The 22,482-nt window shown below is 52.1% G+C and carries 12 protein-coding genes; 10 read left to right on the top strand and 2 right to left on the bottom strand.

Annotated elements, in window-relative coordinates; genetic code table 11:
* Positions 1 to 102 precede the first annotated feature (102 nt).
* Positions 103 to 1,731, bottom strand: a complete 1,629-nt coding sequence (locus A3848_RS15925; RefSeq protein WP_074085917.1) for a cellulase family glycosylhydrolase — start codon at positions 1,729 to 1,731, stop codon at positions 103 to 105.
* 612 nt (positions 1,732 to 2,343) lie between these two features.
* On the opposite strand from A3848_RS15925, the gene tyrS reads away from it, so the two are divergent.
* The gene (tyrS, locus tag A3848_RS15920) at positions 2,344 to 3,603 is read left to right on the top strand and encodes a tyrosine--tRNA ligase (RefSeq protein WP_074085916.1); all 1,260 of its coding nucleotides are present in this window, start codon (positions 2,344 to 2,346) and stop codon (positions 3,601 to 3,603) included.
* Between the two features lie 216 nt (positions 3,604 to 3,819).
* Here tyrS and A3848_RS15915 read toward each other — a convergent pair whose 3' ends face one another.
* Positions 3,820 to 4,401, bottom strand: coding sequence for an LOG family protein (locus tag A3848_RS15915; protein ID WP_074085915.1), 582 nt, complete (start codon positions 4,399 to 4,401; stop codon positions 3,820 to 3,822).
* Positions 4,402 to 4,630: 229 nt separating this feature from the next.
* Here A3848_RS15915 and A3848_RS15910 point away from each other — a divergent pair, with 229 nt between their 5' ends.
* The 9 genes from A3848_RS15910 to A3848_RS31335 all read left to right on the top strand — a co-directional run.
* On the top strand, positions 4,631 to 5,821 hold the full coding sequence (locus tag A3848_RS15910; RefSeq protein WP_178382013.1) for an Acg family FMN-binding oxidoreductase: 1,191 nt from the start codon (positions 4,631 to 4,633) through the stop codon (positions 5,819 to 5,821).
* Positions 5,822 to 6,135: 314 nt separating this feature from the next.
* Entirely contained in the window at positions 6,136 to 10,146 is a 4,011-nt protein-coding gene (locus tag A3848_RS15905) for an endo-1,4-beta-xylanase (protein ID WP_074085913.1), read from the top strand.
* Between the two features lie 190 nt (positions 10,147 to 10,336).
* A complete protein-coding gene (locus A3848_RS15900; RefSeq protein WP_074085912.1) occupies positions 10,337 to 12,076 on the top strand; it encodes a sensor histidine kinase in 1,740 nt (579 codons plus the stop codon).
* A 23-nt stretch (positions 12,077 to 12,099) separates the two neighbouring features.
* Positions 12,100 to 13,758, top strand: a complete 1,659-nt coding sequence (locus tag A3848_RS15895; protein ID WP_074085911.1) for a response regulator — start codon at positions 12,100 to 12,102, stop codon at positions 13,756 to 13,758.
* A 153-nt stretch (positions 13,759 to 13,911) separates the two neighbouring features.
* On the top strand, positions 13,912 to 16,632 hold the full coding sequence (locus A3848_RS15890) for an endo-beta-N-acetylglucosaminidase (RefSeq protein ID WP_305953434.1): 2,721 nt from the start codon (positions 13,912 to 13,914) through the stop codon (positions 16,630 to 16,632).
* 23 nt (positions 16,633 to 16,655) lie between these two features.
* Entirely contained in the window at positions 16,656 to 18,371 is a 1,716-nt protein-coding gene (locus tag A3848_RS15885; RefSeq protein ID WP_074085909.1) for an extracellular solute-binding protein, read from the top strand.
* Between the two features lie 92 nt (positions 18,372 to 18,463).
* A complete protein-coding gene (locus A3848_RS15880) occupies positions 18,464 to 19,366 on the top strand; it encodes an ABC transporter permease (RefSeq protein ID WP_074085908.1) in 903 nt (300 codons plus the stop codon).
* Positions 19,367 to 19,383: 17 nt separating this feature from the next.
* Positions 19,384 to 20,268 (top strand): carbohydrate ABC transporter permease, encoded by an 885-nt coding sequence (locus tag A3848_RS15875; RefSeq protein ID WP_074085907.1) that lies wholly within the window; start codon positions 19,384 to 19,386, stop codon positions 20,266 to 20,268.
* A 28-nt stretch (positions 20,269 to 20,296) separates the two neighbouring features.
* Positions 20,297 to 22,482: glycoside hydrolase family 3 N-terminal domain-containing protein (locus A3848_RS31335; protein ID WP_083612181.1), on the top strand; the 2,186-nt coding region annotated here is incomplete at its 3' end.

The following is a 22,482-nucleotide window of genomic DNA, read 5'->3' as shown; positions in this document are numbered from 1 at the left end:
GTTTGTCATCGAATCGATAAGTAAAGGGGAGTACTGCGGGCCGGCAGCGGCCGAAGGTACTCCCCTTTGTTTTTATACAGATTCAGGTGATAACGACCGTGCTTAAGGCTGTACGCCCGACACGAGTGTGCCGTTTTGATACAGCGTTACATGATTCCAGGGACTGAATGCTGTTTTGGTGGCATCAAAGGAATAATCATCTGCTTCGTTAAAATTACTCCAGTCGCCTTTGAATAGCCGCAGCTGGATATCTCCGGTCTGTCCTCCGGCTGGCAAAGAACCTGCTCCGGGGGTAAAGCCGACTTCTAGATAGGAATCAGCACCTGCGGCATTGGCAGTTCCAAAAGTAATGGTAATGTTGGCTGCACCCATCTGTGCCCAGTCCATTGCACCATTAAGCGTCTGCGATCCGTCTTTGGTGAAATAGTACCGTATCTTCAGCCCGCTCAAGTTGACGGCAGAGGTGCCGTTGTTCTTGATATTAAATTGGGGTTTGATCACGTTGTCCGTGGTATTCGTATTACCGGCGCGGTAATAGAGTTCAAGACCGGCTGGAGCGGCTGTTGGCGAAACTGTTGGAGTTGCAGTGGCAGTAGGTGTCGGTGTGGCAGTAGGTGTAGGTGTTGCAGTAGGTGTTGGCGTTGCGGTTGGTGTCGGTGTTGCAGTCGGTGTCGGTGTAGGTGTAGGTGTTGTCCCATTGTCCGGAACAGGCACGTAACCGGGTGTGGTATAGATTTTGTTGAGTACTGAGGTTGCCTTCGTGCCATAGGGACCGTTCACAATGGAATTTCCCCAATCCGAGAGGCTGCCTGCAGGGCCGCTGGCCATATCGAGATATTCGACGCCGCCGCCGTTTCCATACCAGGACCACGCGAGCCAGCCAACGCCTTTTTCCTGCCCATAGCTCATAATGGTTGCTTCATCGACATCTCCGCTTGTATGCTTCCAGCCGAACTCCCCGACGATGACCGGTACCCCTATGGCCAGGGCGTTGTCAATATTGCCCTTTACCGTGGCGGCTGAACCTCCGGCATACTCGTACATATGAATGGAGAAGATCGTGTTTGCAAGCGGATCAGAATTGAATACGGCGTTCCCGCTAGTGAAAATAGAGGACGGATACTGCCCCCAGCCAGCGGCATCCACGACCAGCGTATTCTTGATGCCTGCGGCCCGAAGGGCTGGAATGGCGGATTGATAGCCGCTGGCCCAGGCCTGGGTGCTCCAGGAGCCGAACCATTCGTTAGCAATATTAACGATGACCCGGTCTTCCTTGCCGATTAGCGCATCCTTGATGCTGATCCAATAGTTGACAGCCGCATTCAGCGTAGAAACGTTATCCGAGCCTGTTGCGTCATGCACCTCAAGCATGGCGGTCAGCTTGTACTGATCACAAAGGGCAAGTATATTCTGCACATCGGACAGACTGTCGAGGGACCACTGGCCCCCATCGGAGAGCACGATCCGCACTACATTAGCGCCGGTGGCTGCAATGGCAGGGATAACGGTTGCCAGGTCATTTTTATACCAGGTGTGCGCATGATTTATACCCCGCATGACAAAAGGGCTGCCTGTTGCGTCAATTAACTTGGTACCGCTTACATGGAAGCCCTTGACTGAGACTCCTGCTGCTGCTGCCTGCTTCTGGGGGATTGAGAGGGAGAGGATAAGGACACACGTTAGGGCCAAAAAACTAAAGCTGCGGAACGAAAAATACTTGCTCGGTTTCATGGTAGTTCCTCCTTTGCGGATTTAGATTTGCTTTCAATTTTCTGCATGCTCCCAGAAGTGTATTCGGTACCCGGACCAGACCACCTCCCAATATCCATATATATCCAACATAACATATAAGGGTTTGTTTGGGAATAGTTATTAAAAATAGATAACAAAAAAATCTGATTTTATGGAGGTAAGCTGGTCTACACTTTAGAGAACTGGCGGGTCCGGCATTGACAACAAATTTTGAATTGACTATACTTTCAGTAATCTTATAGCTGATATGCGATGAACGAGACAGTAGCAGCCTTTGTCCCTGTCACAGAAAGCCGGGTGGGGATGGAACCCTGGCACACACATGGACTGCGAATTACACTCTGGAGTATCTTGGGTAATGCCAAGCGGAAATCAAGCGAACGATACCTCGCTGTGAGTGGTGCGGGCCCTGCCGTCAGGCGGTCTGTGCAATTTGGGTGGTAACACGGTTAATCATAATCGTCCCTGTGTCTGTATAGACAAGGGGGCGATTTTTTTGTTGTTGCCTGGTCCACCGTAAAGAGGTACGAGTTACCTGATTCAACGTACATCAGACGAATACGAAAATCATAATAAAGGGGCTGTATCAGCTTGAACATTATCGATGAACTGGAATGGCGCGATGCCATCAATCAGCAGACAGATGCAGAAGGACTGCGGGAGTTAACGAACACGAAGGCAGTTTCACTCTATTGCGGCGTAGATCCAACGGGCGACAGCATGCATATCGGCCATTTAATTCCCTTCATGGTACTGAAACGCTTCCAGCTTGCCGGACACCGTCCGGTCATTCTGATTGGCGGGGCAACAGGAACCATCGGTGATCCGAGCGGCCGCCAGAGTGAGCGTTCCCTCCAGACCATGGAGCAAATTCAGGCGAATGTGGATGCGCTGACGGCGCAGATGAAGAAGCTGTTTGTGACCGAAAGCGACAATCAGGTCCGTATGGTCAACAACTATGACTGGACCCATAAGATTAACGTCATCGAATTTCTAAGAGATTATGGCAAAAACTTCAGCATCAACACTATGCTCGCCAAAGATGTGGTGTCCAGCCGTCTGGAGAGCGGGATTTCGTTCACGGAATTCTCCTACCAGATTCTGCAGTCGCTTGACTACCTGCATTTGTACCAGCACGAGGATGTGCAGCTGCAGGTCGGCGGTTCCGACCAATGGGGTAATATCACAAGCGGACTGGACCTGATCCGTAAAAAAGAAGGGGCGGACGCCAAGGTGTTCGGCCTGACCATCCCGCTGATGCTCAAATCGGACGGCACCAAATTCGGCAAAAGCGCTGGCGGCGCAATATGGCTTGATCCGAAAAAAACAACGCCGTACGAGTTCTACCAGTTCTGGGCGAATGCCGACGACCGCGATGTGGTGAAATACCTCAAATACTTCACCTTCTTGACCCAAGAGGAAATCGGCGTCCTGGAGGAAAAGGTACAGAACGAGCCGCATAAGCGCGAAGCGCAGAAGGCACTGGCGGAGGAAATGACCCGCTTCGTGCACGGTGAGGAACTGCTGGAGCAGGCGAAGCGTATTACCGCAGCCCTGTTCAGCGGAGATATCCGTTCCCTGACTGCGGAGGAGATCGAGGAAGGCTTCAAGGAAATGCCGACCTTCACATCAGGCAGAGATTCGAAGAATATCGTGGATTGGCTGGTCGATCTGGGTATTGAGCCGTCCAAGCGCCAGGCACGTGAAGACATCACCAAGGGAGCCATTTCACTTAATGGTGAGCGCGTTACCGATATCGGGGCGGAGGTCACTGCAGAAGACGCCATCGGCGGGCGGTTCATCATCATCCGCAAAGGCAAGAAAAACTACAGTCTGGTTAAGCTGGCCTAGGCAGTACAGATGATCTTCAGCAGGAAAAAGCCGCTGTCTCATAAATAGATACGCCTACAACAGAGACAGCGTCTTATGTTCTTAAAAGAGTAAAAAGCAGCAAAATAGCGATCCTCCGGTCATTGGAGGATCGCTGTTTTTCGTTTTTGGTCATTTGCGGCTTGCTTCATTAGATTACCGCCGGAAGCCCCGGCTATAGAATTCTTTAATCTCTGATCAGGTACGCTCATCCGTAAGGTACGTTTTCACTGGTGGCGGCGAATAGCTCAGGAATTGCTGGATCATGCCGTCTGGAGTGGTATCGGTGAGGACCATTGAGCGGTGCTTTTCCAGCATGAACTGCTCCCGGGCCATCTGGTCGAACAGGGTAATCAGCGGATCATAATAATGCTGGACGTTCAATATGCCGCAAGGCTTCTGATGCAGCCCCAATTGCGCCCACGTAAAAATCTCAAAGTATTCCTCCATTGTCCCCGGGCCGCCCGGCAAAGCGATGAATCCTTCAGCCAGCTCCGACATTTTTAATTTGCGTTCATGCATCGAATCCACCACGATCAGTTCCGTGAGCTGCTTGTGCTCAATTTCCCGGCTTTTGAGAAAATGGGGGATGACCCCGATAACGTTCCCTCCGGCTCCCAGAGCGGCGTCCGCCACCTCGCCCATGAGGCCAACCGTTGCCCCGCCGTAGATCAGGGTGATGCCGTGTTCTGCCAGTGCTTTTCCCAGCGCATGGGCGCTTTCCTTGTAGACGGGGGAAGCTCCGTCACGCGATCCGCAAAATACAGCGATACTTTTCATAGGTGAATAACTCTCCTTTGCATAGTAAATTCACTTACCGGAAGCCGTCTCCCGGAGCAGACTTCTTAACGGTAGCACATCAATCCACTTATTGCACTCGGGTAGGATAGAAAGCGGGCATTGATGTTATGGACCCGGGGGAATGTGCGGCTTGTCATTGTATCCGGGGTGGCATTCCGTCTGAATGGGAATAGGCTTAACAAATAGAGATGTACAAAGGGAGATGGCTATGAGTAAGCGTACCAAAAGATCAATGATTGTACTTCTGTCTGTTGTTGTTCTGTTCGTGCTTCTGGTTAGCGTACTATTCACGGCAAGCGGTGTATTCAAGAAGGCGAAGTATTTGGATCCCTGGAAGCGGGATTATGCCGGACAATTCGAAGATCCACGCCTGCAATTGGCAGCATACGGGCTCCTGGCAGCGAATGGGCACAATATGCAGCCCTGGAAAATCCGCCTAGACAAGCAAAATCCACTTAAGCTCTCCTTGTATACAGATCATACGAGGCTTGCGCTGGAAACAGACCCATTGGCCCGGCAGACCCTAGTCTCGCAGGGAACCTTTTTGGAATACCTTAAGGTTGCCGGTGAGCAGCTTGGGTATCAGACGGAGATTAAGCTGTTCCCGGATGGGGAATACGATGAGCAGAACTTAAGCGAGAGCATGGATCAGAAGGCTGTGGCGGACATTATACTCACCAAGACAGCACCTCAGGTGAATCCGTTGTTCGACTATCTGTTTTTGCCGGATACGAACCGGATGGCCTATAAGCCTGATCCGCTGACACCGGAGCAGACAGCTCAGCTGAAGCAGACCAATGATGATAAGGATTTAACCCTAACCCTACTGGAGGATTCTGCCAGCATTCAGAAACTGGGAGCCTATGGAGTAGAGGGGACGAATATCGAAACCGGACTTGCGCGGATGAATGACGAATCAGCACGCATATTCCGTTCCAATGAATATCAGAAGAATAAATACCGCTACGGGTTCTCCTTTGAAGGACAAGGAACCACAGGTGTGAAGAAACATCTCCTTCAGGGGATGATTACCCTCTTTCCGTCGTTTAATAACGAGAAAGCATCAACCAAGCTTGCCGTTCAGGCAGCCCGGGAGGCAGCGGACCACTCACCGGCCTACGCTCTGATTGTGAGCAAGGACAATAGCCGCACTAGTCAGGTTAAGGCGGGCATGCTCTACAGCAGGCTGATTCTGGCCGGACATGAGGAAGGACTGGTGATGCAGCCTCTGAGCCAGGTGCTGGAGGAATACCCTGAAATGAAGGAGCCTTACACGAGGATTCACAAGGAGTATGCTCCGGGTGGCGGAACGATTCAGCTCCTGGTCCGCGTGGGCCAGCCGACACAGGATACCCCGCTGAGTATGAGAAGAGAGGTTACGGATCTTATTGCGGACTGAGTAGGAGTAAGTTTGAGTAAGAGCAAGCTTGAGTAAGAGCAAGTTTGAATGGATGAACTTCCAGCCATGTATTTTAGATGGAATTCCATGGTGTCTTCATGGGTACCGCAAAGACAGATGATGTCTTGCGGTATTTTTTTTGCCCTTTTCCAAAGAACAAAGACTCAGCGGAATGAACTAAAAAAACCACGACACAATCTTTAATTTGGAGTAAGACGCAATAATTGGATTATGCTACGATTTGGGTTGAGAAAGGGGGCGGCTTTTCTATTGTTGTAAGCGCTTTAACAAAATCCGTTTAGAGGAGTGCAAACATGATCAAAATGTTCAAACATTTCTTCCCGGTTTTCCTGGCGGTGATCCTGCTGATTCCATTTGGCGGGCTTGCTCCGGATGTGAAAGCTGAAACTCTGCAACAAGAAGAGACCACTACGGTTTATCATGAAACCTTTGCAGGGGGGGCAGGCGGGGCCGTTCAGTCGGGTGGTGCAAGCCTGACGGCTGTCACCGGTAAAGGTTTTGCCGGCAATGCTGACGGAGCAGCGTTATACGTAAGCAACAGGGCGAACAACTGGGATGCGGCTGATTTTAAATTCAGCAGCCTCGGACTCGAGAACGGAAAAACCTACACGGTGACCGCTGTCGTTTATGTTGACGCGGGTGTAAATCTGCCGGGTGGTGCCAATGCGGCGCTCCAAACCGTAAGCAGCTACGGGAATTATGCAGAAGTGCCTTATGAAGCTGGTGCAGCCGTTACTTTGACTAAGGAATTTACCGTAGATACGAGCAAAGATCAAGCCTTGCGCATGAACTCCAATGCAGCCGGGGCTGCGGTTCCGTTCTACATCGGAGACCTCCGCATTACCGGGAAGGGAGCTTCGGACGGTGGAGAAGAGCCGCCTAGAGACCCGGCACTGCCTTTCAACACCATTACCTTTGAAGACCAGACTCCGGGCGGTTTTGAAGGCAGAGCCGGGACGGAGAAGCTGACCATCACAGGGGAGGAGAACCATACCCAGAATGGTTCTTATGCTTTGAAGGTAGAGAACAGATCTGCTACCTGGAACGGGCCTTCATTGCGTGTGGAGAAATTTGTAGACAAGGGAAGCGAATATACCATATCGGCCTGGGTCAAGCTGTTGGATCCCGCAAGCTCCCAGCTCCAGCTGTCTACGCAGACCGGCAGTGGAAGCAGCGCGAATTATGTGGCTCTTTCACCCAAAACCATCAGCACCAGCGACGGCTGGGTTAAATTCGAGGGAAGCTACCGCTATAACAGTGTAGGCGGCGAATATTTGACCCTCTATATCGAAAGCTCAAATCAGGCAACCGCGTCCTTTTATATCGATGACATCAGCTTTGAGAAAACCGGCACAGGCCCAATTGCCATACAGAAGGACCTGATTCCTGTAAAAAATGCCTATCAAAACAATTTTTTGATCGGCAACGCAATCACAAGTGAGGATCTCGAAGGCGTCCGGCTTGAGCTTCTAAAAATGCACCACAATGTCGCTACCGCTGGCAATGCCATGAAACCGGATGCGCTGCAGCAGGTGAAGGGGAAGTTTACCTTTGAGGCAGCGGATGCAATGGTAGATAAGGTTCTGGCTGAAGGGATGCAGATGCATGGACATGTACTGGTATGGCATCAGCAGTCTCCGGTATGGATGAATACGGCAAAGGATGGAGCTGGGAATACCATTCCCTTGGGACGGGACGAAGCGCTCGTTAACTTGAAGACCCATATCCGAACCGTGATGGAGCACTTTGGTGACAAGGTAATTTCCTGGGATGTCGTCAATGAAGCGATGAACGATAACCCGGCGAATCCCTCCGATTGGGAAGGGTCCCTCCGTCAATCTCCATGGTACGATGCCATTGGACCAGACTATTTGGAGCAGGCTTTCCTGACAGCGAGAGAAGTGCTAGACGAACATCCCGATTGGGATATTAAGCTGTACTACAACGACTACAACGAAGATAACCAGAAGAAAGCACAGGCCATTTACAATATGGTTAAATCCATCAACGAAAAGTATGCGCTTACCCATCCGGGAAAGCTCCTGATCGATGGCATCGGCATGCAGGCGCACTACAATGTGAACACGAACCCGGAGAACGTGAAATTGACCTTGGAAAAGTTTATTTCCCTGGGCGTCGAAGTAAGTATCACCGAGCTGGACATTCAGGCTGGCAGCAACAATCAGCTTACTGATAAGCTGGCGGATGCCCAGGGTTATCTGTACGCACAGCTGATGGATATCTTCAGGGCTCATGCAGCCCATATCAAGCGCGTGACCTTCTGGGGACTGGATGACCATACGAGCTGGAGGGCCGCGTCCAACCCGCTTCTGTTCGACAAGAACCTGCAGGCTAAACCGGCGTACTATGGCGTCATTGATCCTGCAAAGTATATGGTAGAGCATCAGCCTAATCCCACGGATGCCTACCAGTCCACCGCGAATTATGCCACACCTGTTGTGGACGGGACGGTTGATGCGGTCTGGAGCAATGCGGCCCAAATGCAGGTTAACCGGTACCAGATGGCTTGGCAGGGTGCAAGTGGTGTGGCGAGAACCCTGTGGGATGATCAGAATCTGTATGTGCTCATCCAGGTTAGCGATGCCCAGCTTGATAAAAGCAGTGCAAACGTATGGGAACAGGATTCCGTCGAAATGTTCCTGGACGAAAACAACGGGAAAACAACGTTCTACCAGGACGATGACGGACAATTCAGGGTTAATTTTGACAACGAAACGACCTTCAATCCGGCAAGCATCGCTGAAGGCTTCCAATCGGCCACCCAGGTTACCGGAACCAACTACACGGTTGAAATGAAGATTCCCTTTAAAAAAATAACAGCCGGCAATAACAAGAAACTGGGATTTGACATACAGATTAATGATGCCAAAGACGGTGCCCGTCAAAGTGTTGCCGCATGGAATGATACGACCGGAAACGGCTATCAGGACACCTCTGTGTACGGCGTATTGACCCTATCCGGTAAACCCGCCGGTTCAGAAGCGACAGCGACACCAACGGCAACTGCAACACCAACACCAACAGCGACACCAACGGCAACCCCTACACCGACGGCACCCGTTGTTACCGGTAACGGCAGTGTTAGCGGATCTACTCCACAGGCAGGAAGTGTTGTGAGCAAAGACGGCGTGGTTACAATCAAACCCGAAGTGAAGACTGATGGCGGAGGGGCCAAGGCGGCAGTTTCGGGCACCGACCTGAACAAAGCGCTTGAACAAGCCGCTCTGTCAGCAAACGGCAAGAAACAGGTCATCGTCGAAGTACCGAAACAGGCCAACGCCCTATCGTATGAAGTGCAATTGCCGGCCCAACATTTAAAGGGGACGGAAAACTTCTTTCTTTTACTGAAGACAGACCAAGCAATCCTTGAGATTCCAAGCAACATGCTGACCAGCATGACTGAAAACTTGGAATACGTGTTCATCCGAGTAAAAGAAGGCTCCAAAGACCGTCTGGGAGCGGCAGCCCGTGACCGGATGGGCAGCGGTCCAGTGATCGAACTGAGCGTGCTTGCTGGCGGCCAGGTTATGGCATGGAGCAATCCGAATGCGCCTGTTAAGGTATCTATTCCCTACACGCCAACGGCGGAGCAGCTTAGCCATTCAGATTCGCTAGTGGCCCTGAACCTCGCTGACAACGGCAGCATGACCCCGATCCCTAATGGCCGATATGACATAGGAAGTGGAGCGCTTGTATTCCATACCGCCCAATTTGGTACTTATGCGGCAGCGTATACGTCCATAGGCTTTGAAGATATGGGGAACGTGCCTTGGGCACAGCAGGCAGTGTCCGCCATGGCAGCCCGTGATATTATCCAGGGCACCTCCCGGAGCAGCTTCTCGCCAGCTGCTTCGATGCAGCGTGGGGACTTCATCGCACTCCTTATGAGAGCCCTTGAGCTGAACGGCGTAGGCCAGGATCAAGCCGCATTCAGCGATGTCCAGAGGGACGCTTATTACAGCAAAGAACTTGCTGCCGCGAAGCAACTGGGCATCGTCTCCGGCTATGAAGATAACACCTTCCAACCGGATCAGGCGATTTCCCGCCAGGACATGATGGTGATCGCTGCCCGCGCTCTGGCAGCAGCCGGTAAGAAGGCCAGCGGCAGCGGAACACTGAGTGTGTATTCGGACGCAGACCAAATCTCTGATTATGCCAGAGAGAGCCTGGCATCCCTGGTGAAATACGGCATCGTGAACGGGAAGAACGGCAAGCTTGCTCCGGGTGAAGCGCTCACCCGCGCTGAAGCGTCAGTCATTGTGTACCGTATTTGGAAGCTGTAAGTAGAGCCCATACACACGTTATCCTTTAATAGAGAACAGCCAGCCGCGGGTAAAATTTCCGGCGGCTGGCTGTTTTGTGAATTCTAACAGACAATTATTTGCAGGCAAACGGATGTATTTTCAAACGGACAGGCCTATAATCATTCCATCGAGATGTTTCCGTCCACTTGAGTGTTTAAGGAGCCTGCCTATGAAGCCTGTTTCTTTCAATCTATTCGGACAACGCTTAACCATTCTGCCCAAAATCATTATCTCCTTCCTGGTTGTGCTTATCCCCATTCAAACGCTCAGTCTGATGATGAACCATTCGAGTGTAAACAAGGTGCAGAATGAAATTCTGCAATCCAGCGCCTCCAATGTGCATTTTTATCTCAGCTCGCTGGAAACGGAGATCAACCGGATTCTCCGCCTGGAGCGGGAATATATCAGCAGTGACGGTGATTTCCTCAAGGCGGGGGTCATTCCCGATTCGATGGACGATTATGAACGGGGCCTGACCATATTACGAATTGAGAACAAGCTCTCCATTCTCAAAAGCTCGAGTCCGTATATCAAGGATATCCGTATCTATTTCCCCAGTCTCGGCCGTACGATTTGGACAACAAGCTTCAGCAACACCATCCCCGATGATGAGATCAGAGTGATAGCCGGTAAAGACAAGCGGACGCAATCTCCGTTTACTTTTGTGAATAATCGTCTGATTCTTGGAATGCTGTATCCGACTACGGGAAACGACATGATGTTTATGATAGAGGTAGAGCTGTCTATACCGCTATTGCAGCAGTCCATGGCACAAATGTCAGGCAAGAAAAATGCCGGCTCCATTCTCTTGAATGAACCTGAACAATGGGTCATAGGGGATACGAAGGATGAATCCATCACCCAATCGATCCGCCAATGGGTATCCGTACAACAGAAGCGTCAGACGGCAAGCGGAATGGACCGGATTGAAATGGACCATAAAATGTATCTGATTTATTACGAGCAATCGGAGTCTCTTGGCCTCACGCTTGTCCATTATGTGCCGGAAGCGGAAGCATTAGGTGTGTTGAAGCAGTATCAGAGCTGGTATTGGGTCATTACGCTGGTCTCTATTCTGATTGTTTACATATTTTCCTATGGGATCTTTCTGCTTATCCATAAGCCGATGCGGCGGCTGGTCAACTCTCTGGCACAGGTGGGGGAAGGGAATCTGGAGCTCCGCCTACAGCACCGTTACAATGATGAATTTCAGGATGTATTTCAGCAGTTCAATACGATGGTAAGCCGGATCGGCACCCTGATCGGGGAGGTATCGGAGCAGCAGACACGCTCTCAGCATGCAGAACTGAAGCAGCTCCAGTCCCAGATCAATCCTCATTTTTTATATAACAGTCTCTTTATTCTGCTGACGCTAATCCGGCAGGAAGATAAAGACAGTGCGGAGCGGCTGGTGCTTCACATGGGCAATTACTTTCGTTATATCACCCGTACCGGCGAGGACGAGGTATCACTGGAAAATGAAATGATGCATACCCAGGCTTACGCTGGCATCCAGTCCTTAAGATTCCCGGATATTCAGATCCGCTGGGGTGAAATACCGGAGGCTTGCCGGATTGTCCGGGTTCCCCGGCTCATCCTGCAGCCTCTGGTAGAGAATGCGTATCTGCATGGACTGGAGAAGATGGAGGGACCTGGGCTGCTGCTAATTGAAGTGGAGCACCATGAGAATCTGCTGATGATTCGAGTAGAGGATAACAGCGGGCATCTGAATCCGGAAATGATTGAGGAGCTGAACCATCGGCTGCACACGATCGCTTATTCGGGGGAAACAACCGGAATGTTCAATGTACACCGCCGTCTGCAGCTCAGATATGGGCAAGCCTACGGTCTGGAGCTCGCAATAGGTCATTCGGGAGGGCTCTGTGTAACGCTGCGCATCCCGCTCTAGCCCTGCTATAGAAGGAGGATTTCATGAGTAAGTTATTGATTGTGGACAATGAGAAGATTATTGTGGACGGACTGGTTGGATATTTTTTGGATCTGAAGATGGAAGCGCTGGAGGTGTATGGCACGCATTCCGGTAAGGAAGCGCTCCGGCTGCTGGAAGAGACCAAGGTGGATATTGTGCTGTCCGATATCCGTATGCCGGGAATGAGCGGGCTGGAGCTACAGCAGCAGGTATCACAGCGATGGCCGCATTGCCGCATGATTTTTCTCTCCGGCTATGATGATTTTCAGCTGATCCAGCAGGCTATGCGCGGAGGGGCCGGTAATTATATTCTGAAGACCGAAGGGTATGAGGTTATTGGAGCGGCAGTCATAGCTGCACTCCAGCAGCAGCAGGAAGCCGTCCGCTTCCAGAGCTTGATCAAGCGCTCCAGGGAACAGTTTCGCACCACACTGCCGTATATGGGCAAAGAGCTGATGAATCGTCTACTGCAAGGCGACCCGGTCGCACTGACCCAGCGTGTGAAACAGTTCGAGCATCTTCAGATTCATCTGGACAGCCAGTCTCCGGTGCTGCTGTTCCTCACACGTATCGATCATTGGCGGGGAATAACCGCCCCGTCTGACCGGGCGCTGATTATCTATTCCATCCAGAATATCGCCGCAGAATATCTTCATCCGTTCTTGTCGTGCTACTCTTACCCCTATGAAGCTTCACGGATGATCTGGTTCGTTCAACCCAGAGAGGACGAGAGTCTTACGGAGACGGACAAGCTGCGGCGGCGTTCTCTGCTGTTCCTCCAGCACTCGCTGGAGGATATTCAGGCGGCTTGCCATCAACTGCTGAATATTACACTTTCCTTTGCCGTCGGCAACTCCTTCCACGAATGGGACGCACTGCAGGAGCCTTTCGAATCGCTGAAGCTGCTGCTGAACCGAGGGCTTGGCATCAATGAGGAAGCGATTCTGCTCGAGACTGCGGATGCCGTCCATCCCGCTCCCGGAGAGAGCACCCCGAGACATGCACCGGCAATTTCCTTTCAGATACATAAATTGCAGGAGCATCTGGAGAATGGGGAGCGGGGAGAGTTCTACGATCTGCTCGGACATATTCTCGGGCTGCCGGTGCGGGCGGACGGAAATGAAGAGATGATCCGGCTGGAGGTTGCCTTATCACTCGGCGGGATGTACTTGTCAGCCATTAACCGGTGGGGGATCTGGCAGGAGATTGCCAGACAGCTGGATCTGGATCTGCTCTTCCGTATAGGGGCAGAGAGGGATTGGAATGAATACAAAGCTTACTTTATTCAACTGGCCGATGTGTTGTTTGATTGCAGGACCCTTCAAAGTACGAATCAGGAGAATGACATCGTTGAGAAACTGGAGCATTATATCAGCAGTCATTTAGCGGAGGATTTATCCATGACCAGACTGGGCATGGTCTTCAACCATCATCCCTATTATCTCTCCCGATTGTACAAGCAGACCACAAAGACAGGTCTGCTGGATTACATAACAGAGCTGCGGCTGAATAAAGCGAAGCTGCTGCTGCAAGAGAGCGACTTGCGTGTTCAGGAGGTTTCCCAAGCAGTCGGCTTTATTTCTGAAGGGTATTTTTACCGTTTTTTCAAGAAAACAGTAGGAATGACGCCGAGTGAATACCGCGAGAAGCCCAAACTGTAAATAAGACAGTTCATCTGTAAATTGAATAGTAGAGAGGCTGATTTCCCCCATGCTATGGTTATTTTGGCAACACCATTATTATAGAAATGGGTGATGACATTGAGTAGAAACGCATGGACGGGAAAAAGAAAGAGGGCCTCTTTGCTTCCAGCTGTGATAGCCTTAGTGCTGCTAGGGGCAACCACAGTGAGTGCCGGCGACACCTGGCCGTTCACTGGTGAAAGCGCTCACGGAGCCAACCAGCCTAGTGTACATGGTTATACCAGCAGTCAGATTGCCAACTGGACCCCGCAAACGGATCCCGATTCTGCGCTGCTCCGGTCCCGCGTGCCACTGCAGACCCGAATCGCCCCGTTTACGGCAACACAGGCGAATCAGACGCTGAATCCTAGTGTGCAAATGGGAACCATTGCCGGGGATTATGGAAATGCTTTCATTGAGAATGCCCCCTATACTAACAAGTTTGCCCAATACCATTTCAACTTCTGGCAGTACACCGATTATTACTCTTACTGGCATGGAACAGCCACCGCATATACCCCACCTTCCTATTACGACAGCCTGGCGCAGTCCAACTGGCAGGAGAAGTGGTTCGAGTTCGGGATGCTGAACATCCCGAATCCAACCTATACCGATGCCGCGCACAAGAATGGGGTTCTCTCCCTGGCAGGCATCTTCTTCTCCAATAATGACCGCGGTCAGCAGACCTATAAGCAGATGCTCGTTAAGAATGCCAGCGGCCAGTTCACGGTAGCCCTCAAGCTGATTGAAATGGCCCAATACTATGGCTTTGACGGGTTCTTCATCAACCAGGAAGAGCTAAGTCCTGACATCGCCGTCGCTGATATTCCGAATTACATCGCATTTATGAAAGTTCTTCAGGACGCCGGACTTTATGTGCAGTGGGATGATTCGGTCAATACCAGTACAGGTGCCAATACCTTCGCTCGCACCTTCAATGCCAATAATATTTCCTTCCTGTACAACGGCGGGAAGCAGGTATCCAATTCCTTCTTTTTCGATTACGGGATGACCGGCACACAGATTACCAATGCAATCAATTATCTTAACAGCTTCAATACCACCAATGGCACCAGCTATAACATTCTTAAGAATGGCTTTGCAGGGATTGAAGCGGGCGCCAACCGCTGGAGCACCACGAACAGTTCGCAGCTGAGCAGCAAGCTGAGCGGAGGCGTGCCCAGAGTCAGCCTGTCTACACTCGGGGCAGATTTTGTGCATTCCGGCCTGGATGAGGATATGGGATTGTCTTATCCGGTCAGCCACCGGTCAGAGAATAAATATCAGTGGATGACGACCTTGCGTGAGCAGCTGTGGTGGTCCGGTCCTAATGTTAATCCGAAGAACACAACCCCATCTTCCACCAATACAGTTACTGATGTATACGCAGATAACCGTAATTGGCCGGGTGTAGCCTCGGTTATTGCTGAACGCTCGGTAATCGGCGGGAACAACTTCAGCACCAGCTTCAATACGGGACACGGGCTGTCTTACTACGTGAACGGAGCGGTCTCCAATACAGCGGAATGGTCTAACATGAGCTTGCAGGACATTCCGGTGACCTGGGAGTGGTGGCAGGATACAACCGGCAACCGGCTCGCTGTTGATTTTGACTATGGCCCTTCCTATGACCTGACCGGCACAACCCGGTTCAGCTATCAGCAAATCGGGGGCTACAAAGGCGGCAGTTCACTTGTGGTCAAAGGAAATCTGAATGCGGAGAATTTTCTCCGTTTGTATAAGACCGACCTTAGCGTAAATGCCAATTCCAAAGTATCTGTTACCTACAATAAGCCTTCCAATACTGACACCTCCACGATGTATATCGGACTTGTGACGGCAGCCAATCCGACTACTGTTGTCAAAATCGCTGTTCCCGGCAGCGGCAACAAGACCACTGGCTGGACTACCGCTGAGCTCAATTTGAGTGCCTATGCAGGCCAAAAAATCGCTGCGCTCGGACTTGTCTATAACCCTGGCTCCGCCGCTGTTGCCAATTATCAGATGAACGTCGGCCAGCTCCGTGTGTATGACGGATCAGCAGTTTCCCCGGCAGCTCCAACCGGACTTGCCATCGCTTCCGCTTATCCGGGTACCGGAGAAATGGTGCTCAACTGGGATATGAACACCAACTATGCCCAGGTCAAGCAGTATAACGTGTATGTTAATGACATTTTTATGGGCGGAAAATATGACAGTATGTTCTATATTAAGAAATTACCTGCCCAATCGGGCACGATCAAGGTTGTTCCTGTAGGTGCTGATGGTAATGAAGGAACGGCTGCGACCCTCGCCTACAACCTGAATAATGCGGTTTCGAATCTGAGCGCAAGCTCACAGTCCAATGGTGATTTGACCGTATCCTGGACGAATCCGGCCGGGGTGGCAGGCTCGATCAAAGTAACTGTTAAATCGTTGAATCAAATCACGACTCCGGCGGCTGTCTCGGCTCAAACCACAGTTGCCCAAGGAACGACCTCGGCTACCTTCAGCAATATGCCGGTGAACGGGGATGATTATGAGGTAACTGTAGCCATCGGCAGCAATCTGCCGGTATCCAAAAGCGGCAATTTCATTGATGTGGTCTGTGCTCCTTATGCCGAGAGCTGGTCATGGAGCGGGAATACTCTGAATCTGCCTATGCCTACGACCCGGGATTGGCGTTATCTGTACGTGTATGAGAACGGAACGCCAAGATCCTTCGACACCACTTACAGCAGCGGCAGCAAACCCCGTATTATCCGGGGGCGCACAACCAAGGCAAGCCTGAGCTTCACCTCCACGGCTACTTCTGTATACGTGGTCATGGAAGACTATGCGGGCAATCTTTCGGCTCCGCTTACACTTAGATAGACGAATTCTAGGGAGGCTATTACATGCACACGAGCAAAAAGGTGATAGGAAGCAGTGGTCTAGCTCTTATTCTGGCCATGGTATTGGTATTGTCAGGCTGTTCCGACAATGAGGCCCAAGTGAACAATGAACCGAAGGCACAGGAAACAGTGGCCGGCACTGCCGGAGCCAATGCCGGCACCAATGCCCCTGCAGGACAAAAGGACGGGAAGTACGATCCTCCGATTGAGATTGTAGCGGCACAGCTGGCGGAATCCAACTGGGTATATGATTCCGGGGATGATATTAACAACAATGTGTGGAGCCGTTATTTCAGCGACACCCTTGGCATCAAGGTGAAGCTGGATTGGACCGCGGCCAAGGCAGAGGATTATACCAACAAACTGAATGTCATCATCGGCTCGGGAGATAATCTGCCGGATATGTTTCAGGTCAATTCCACTCAACTGCAGCAGCTTGTTGAGGAGGGCCAGCTTGCCGATTTGACAGAAGCCTTTGAGCAATCTGCCAAGCCGTTCACCAAAGAGCTGATGAACAAGGACGGAGGCATCGGGATCAGCTCCGCTACTTTTGACGGCAAGCTTATGGCGCTGCCTAATCTGGCGGGAACCATAACCAATAATGATGTGCTCTGGCTGAGATCGGACTGGCTGAAGAAGCTGGGACTGGCCGAACCTGCAAGCATCGGAGATTTGGAGGCTATCGCCGATGCCTTTGTGAACAAGGACCCGGATGGAAACGGCAAGAAGGACAGCTACGGGCTGGGCATCGCCCAGGGTCCGGTAATGACTGGAGGAGATGTTGCCGATCTCGGCGGCTGGTTTGCCGGATTTAAGGCCTATCCCGGAATGTGGGTGAAGGGCAGCGACGGCAAGATTGTCTATGGCGGCATTCAGCCTCAAGTCAAGGAAGCACTGCTTAAGCTGCAGGAGCTGTACAAAAACGGACTCATCGACAAGGAATGGATTGTCAAGGATGGAGGCAAGCTGGGCGAGGATATCATTGGCAATAAGCTTGGCATGTGGTATGGCGGGAACTGGAATTCGCTCTGGCCCATTGATGTCAGTAAAAATGCCGATCTGGTCAACTTGAAGCCTTATTCCATCGTATCCGTAGATGGCAGCAAGCCTGTGGTTCAAGCGGTCAACCCAACGGTCAACTCCTATACGGTCATCCGCAAAGGATACGAGCATCCGGAGGCGGCAGTGAAGCTGTTGAATGAATTCCAGGAAAAAATGTGGGGAGCAACGTCCGAGAATGCCAAATTCGGAGCAAATATGAATGTTACACCAGTTGTCAGCTACTTTAAATATCCGCTCGTGCAATCCTGGCCGACCACCAAAGATATTCCCGATAATCTCGATGCAGTGGAAGCAGCGCTCGCCTCTGGAGATTCCTCCAAACTGAACTCCGAGCAGATCGAAGCCTTCAACGCAATTCAAGCTTTCAAAAAAGGAGATATCGCCAAGGGCTACGGCACCATGCGCCAATTTGACGCTTTTGCCATTATCAAAAAAGATAATTTGCCGAATCAGCTGAAATCCGAGTTTTACGGCGCGCCTACCCCAACGATGGTGACCAAGAAAAGCTCGCTGGATAAGCTGGAGCAGGAGGTCTTTACGAAAATTATTATGAATAAAGGCTCCGGCGAGGATTTTGACAAGTTCGTAGCGGACTGGAACTCTCTCGGCGGTGAGCAAATCACCAAGGAAGTGAATGATTGGAAAGCCTCACATTAAAAGAATATCGGTGAGCGGAGGGGGAGGATTCTTCCCCTTCGCCTTATTTGAATGGCCTCATATCAATAAATGGATTGAGGGAGACGAAGAGAATGCGCTATCTGAGGAGTTTCAAAGAACATACAATCCTGCACCTGATGCTGCTTCCCGCTATAATTCTCGTGCTGGTCTACTGCTATTATCCTATGGCCGGCATTGTGATAGCGTTTGAGAAGTTCTCAGGATTTAAAGGGATGCTCCATTCCCCCTGGGTGGGCTTCGATAATTTCACCTATGTGTTTAAAATGCCGGAGTTTCTGCCGGTGCTGCGAAATACGGTATGGATCGCCGTGATGAAAATGATTGGGAATTTGATTGTGCCCATCCTCATTGCCCTGCTGCTCAACGAGGTGGTGCACACTTTTATCAAAAAAGGTGTTCAGACCCTGATCTATCTTCCCCACTTCCTCTCGTGGGTCATTCTGGCCGGGATTCTGAAGGATATTCTTTCGCCCTCCTCCGGTGTGGTCAATCAGGTGATTACCTTCTTCGGGTTCAATCCGGTGTTCTTTCTGGGGGATAATCAATGGTTCCGTTTTGTACTGGTAGCCACCGATATCTGGAAAGAATTTGGCTTCAATACGATTGTTTATCTGGCAGCACTTACCGCAATTAATCCTTCCCTGTACGAAGCCGCACTGATGGATGGTGCCTCGCGATGGAAGCAGACGCTGAATGTGACCCTCCCGGGGATATTGCCGATTATTATTCTCCTGGGGACACTGAGCCTGGGCAATGTGCTGAATGCAGGCTTTGACCAGATCTTCAACCTGTACACACCTGCCACCTATTCTTCGGGAGATGTGCTGGATACACTGATTTACCGTATTGGGATTGTTGATGCCCAGTACAGCGTATCTACGGCTATCGGACTATTCAAATCGCTGATTTCGCTATTCTTCATTTCGAGCTCCTATTATCTGGCCTATCGCCTGGCGAATTACCGAATCTTCTAACCAAAGGGGTTCCTGATATGTATAAACGTTCAAAATCCCGGATGCTGTTTATGATCTGCAATTATGTCTTCCTGATTGCCTTATCTATCGTTTGTCTCCTGCCTATGCTCAATGTGCTGGCGGTCTCCTTTAGTTCTTCGGGCGCGGTGAGTGCAGGTCAGGTCAACTTCTGGCCGGTGGATTTCAATCTCCACTCTTATGCAGTCGTGATGAAGTACGGCACATTCATGCATTCCCTGTTCAACTCAGTGGAACGGCTTGTACTCGGCTCTGTGCTGAGTCTTTTCATTTGTGTCCTTACCGCTTACCCGCTCTCCAAGGAAAACGATAAGTTTCCCTGGAGAAGCATTTATGCATGGATTTTCGTCATTACGATATTGTTCAACGGGGGTCTGATCCCTTCCTATCTGGCAGTAAAACAGACGGGGCTGCTGGATACGATTTGGGCCCTGGTTCTCCCTGGTGCCGTTAACGTGTTCAATGTCATTCTTGTCCTGAATTTTTTCAGGGGGTTGCCTAAAGAACTGGAAGAATCGGCCTTGATGGATGGTGCGAACCATTTGACCGTGCTCTTCCGCATCTATCTGCCCGTTTCACTTCCTTCGCTTGCGACCGTTGCGCTGTTAACAATGGTATTCCATTGGAATTCCTGGTTCGACGGACTGATCTATATGAAAAGCCCGGAGCATTATCCGCTCGCGACTTATCTTCAAGCCGTTACAATAGATGCCAATTCGCTGAAAAATATGAAAATGCAGGACCCGGATACCTTGAAATTCGTGTCGGACCGTACGGGACGGGCAGCTCAGATCTTTCTGACAGCGCTCCCCATTCTGCTTGTTTATCCATTTTTACAAAAGTATTTTGTGAAGGGTCTCGTACTCGGCAGTGTTAAGGGATAACTCCAGGAAAGGGAGGTCAGAGAAGCTTATGAGTGACAAGTCTAATCAGCGCTCCCCCCAAGAACGGGCAGAGCATCTGCTGGGACAGATGACCTTGGAAGAAAAGGCCGCGCAGCTGGTTCAGCCCTTCGGCTGGCAAGTCTACGAACATACCGAAGGAAAGATTACTCTTACTGAGGATTTCAAACGTCAGGTGGCAGAAACGGGCATCGGCTCGCTCTACGGCATGCTCCGCGCGGATCCGTGGACGGGAGTGACCCTGGCCAGCGGGCTGTCCCCGCGCCAGGGGGCGGAGGCAGTGAATGCGATTCAGCGTTATGCCATCGGGAACTCGCGCCTTGGCATCCCGATCCTGATCGGGGAAGAGTGCTCGCACGGCCATATGGCCATCGGGGCGACCGTATTCCCGGTTCCGCTGTCACTGGGCAGCTCGTGGAATGTGGACCTGTACCGGGAGATGTGCCGGGCGGTGGCGCTGGAAACCCGGAGCCAGGGTGGAACGGTGACCTACTCGCCGGTGCTGGATGTGGTGCGCGATCCCCGGTGGGGCCGGACGGAGGAATGCTTTGGCGAAGATGCCTACCTGATCAGCGAGCTGGCGGTGGCCGCCGTGGAGGGGCTGCAGGGAGAATCGCTGAGCAGCCCGGATAGTGTGGGTGCTACACTGAAGCACTTCGCCGGGTACGGCAGCTCCGAGGGCGGCCGCAATGCCGGTCCGGTGCATATGGGCTGGCGCGAGCTGCTGGAAGTGGATCTGCTGCCGTTCAAGAAGGCGGTGGAAGCCGGCGCGGTGTCCATTATGCCCGCCTACCATGAGATTGACGGCGTGCCCTGTACAACGAATACCGCACTCCTGGAGGAGATTCTCCGGGGGGGCTGGGGCTTTGACGGCCTCGTGATTACCGATTGCGGCGCCATCGAAATGCTGGCCGCCGGCCATGACGTCGCTGAGGACGGTTTGGATGCGTCGGTGCAAGCCATCACGGCAGGCATCGATATGGAGATGTCTGGCGTCATGTTCGGAGAACATCTCGTCGGTGCTGTCCGCAGCGGCAAGCTGGCGGTGGAGGTTCTGGACCGCGCCGTGCAGCGGGTGCTGGAGCTGAAGTTCAAGCTCGGCCTGTTCGAGCAGCCATACGCCGATCCGGAAGCGGCCGAGAAGTTCATCGGCAGCGCGAAGCACCGGGAGCTGGCCCGGAAGCTGGCTGCGGAGAGCATCATCCTGCTGAAGAATGAAGGCGGGACGCTGCCGCTAAAGGTCAGCGGGGGCACCGGTGACGGCGTCCGTGCGAGCGGTGTAGGCAATCCTGGCAGCGATGGCCGCGTCCGTGCGAGCGGCGTAGGCAACGGTAGGAGTGGCAGCATTAGTTCGAGTGGCGCGGACAACAGCCTGAGTGGCTGCGTCAGTTCGAGTGCCACAGGCAATAGCGGCAGCGGGAGCACCGGCAAGGTTGCGGTCATCGGCCCGAACGCCGATGCACCGTACAATCAGCTGGGGGATTATACCTCACCGCAGCCGCGGTCCAGCATCGTCACCGTCTTAGACGGGGTCCGCAGCAAGCTTGGAGCGGAGCGGGTGCTGTATGCCCCCGGCTGCCGGATCAAAGGCGACGACAGAGAAGGCTTCGAAGCCGCCTTGGCTTGCGCCGCACAGGCCGACACGGTGGTCATGGTGCTCGGCGGCTCAAGTGCCCGCGATTTCGGCGAAGGCAGCATCGACCTGAAGACCGGAGCGTCAAAGGTGACAGAGCATGCCTGGAGCGATATGGACTGCGGCGAAGGGATTGACCGGATCTCGCTGGCCCTCTCAGGTGTGCAGCGGGAACTGTTCAAGGAAATTCATCAGCTGGGCAAGCCGGTCATTGTAGTCTATATCAACGGCCGTCCGGTGAGCGAGCCCTGGATTGAAGAGCACGCAGATGCCATTTTGGAAGCCTGGTATCCCGGCCAGGAGGGCGGCCATGCGGTGGCGGATATTCTGTTCGGAGACGTGAATCCCTCCGGACGGCTGACCATCTCCTGGCCGAAGGATGTGGGTCAGCTTCCGGTGTACTACAACGGCAAGCGTTCACGCGGCAAACAATATCTGGAAGCCGATTCGCAGCCCCGCTACCCGTTCGGGTTCGGACTGAGCTATACGAGCTTCCGCTACTCAGAACTCCAGGTGGAGCCGCAGGCAATCACGGCAGACCAAACCGCAACCGTACGGGTCAC

The organism is Paenibacillus sp. P32E, from assembly GCF_001909085.1.
Taxonomy (GTDB): domain Bacteria; phylum Bacillota; class Bacilli; order Paenibacillales; family Paenibacillaceae; genus Paenibacillus_AQ; species Paenibacillus_AQ helianthi.
Note: the sequence above shows the minus strand (reverse complement) of the source record. Positions and strands in the feature narration are given on the sequence as shown.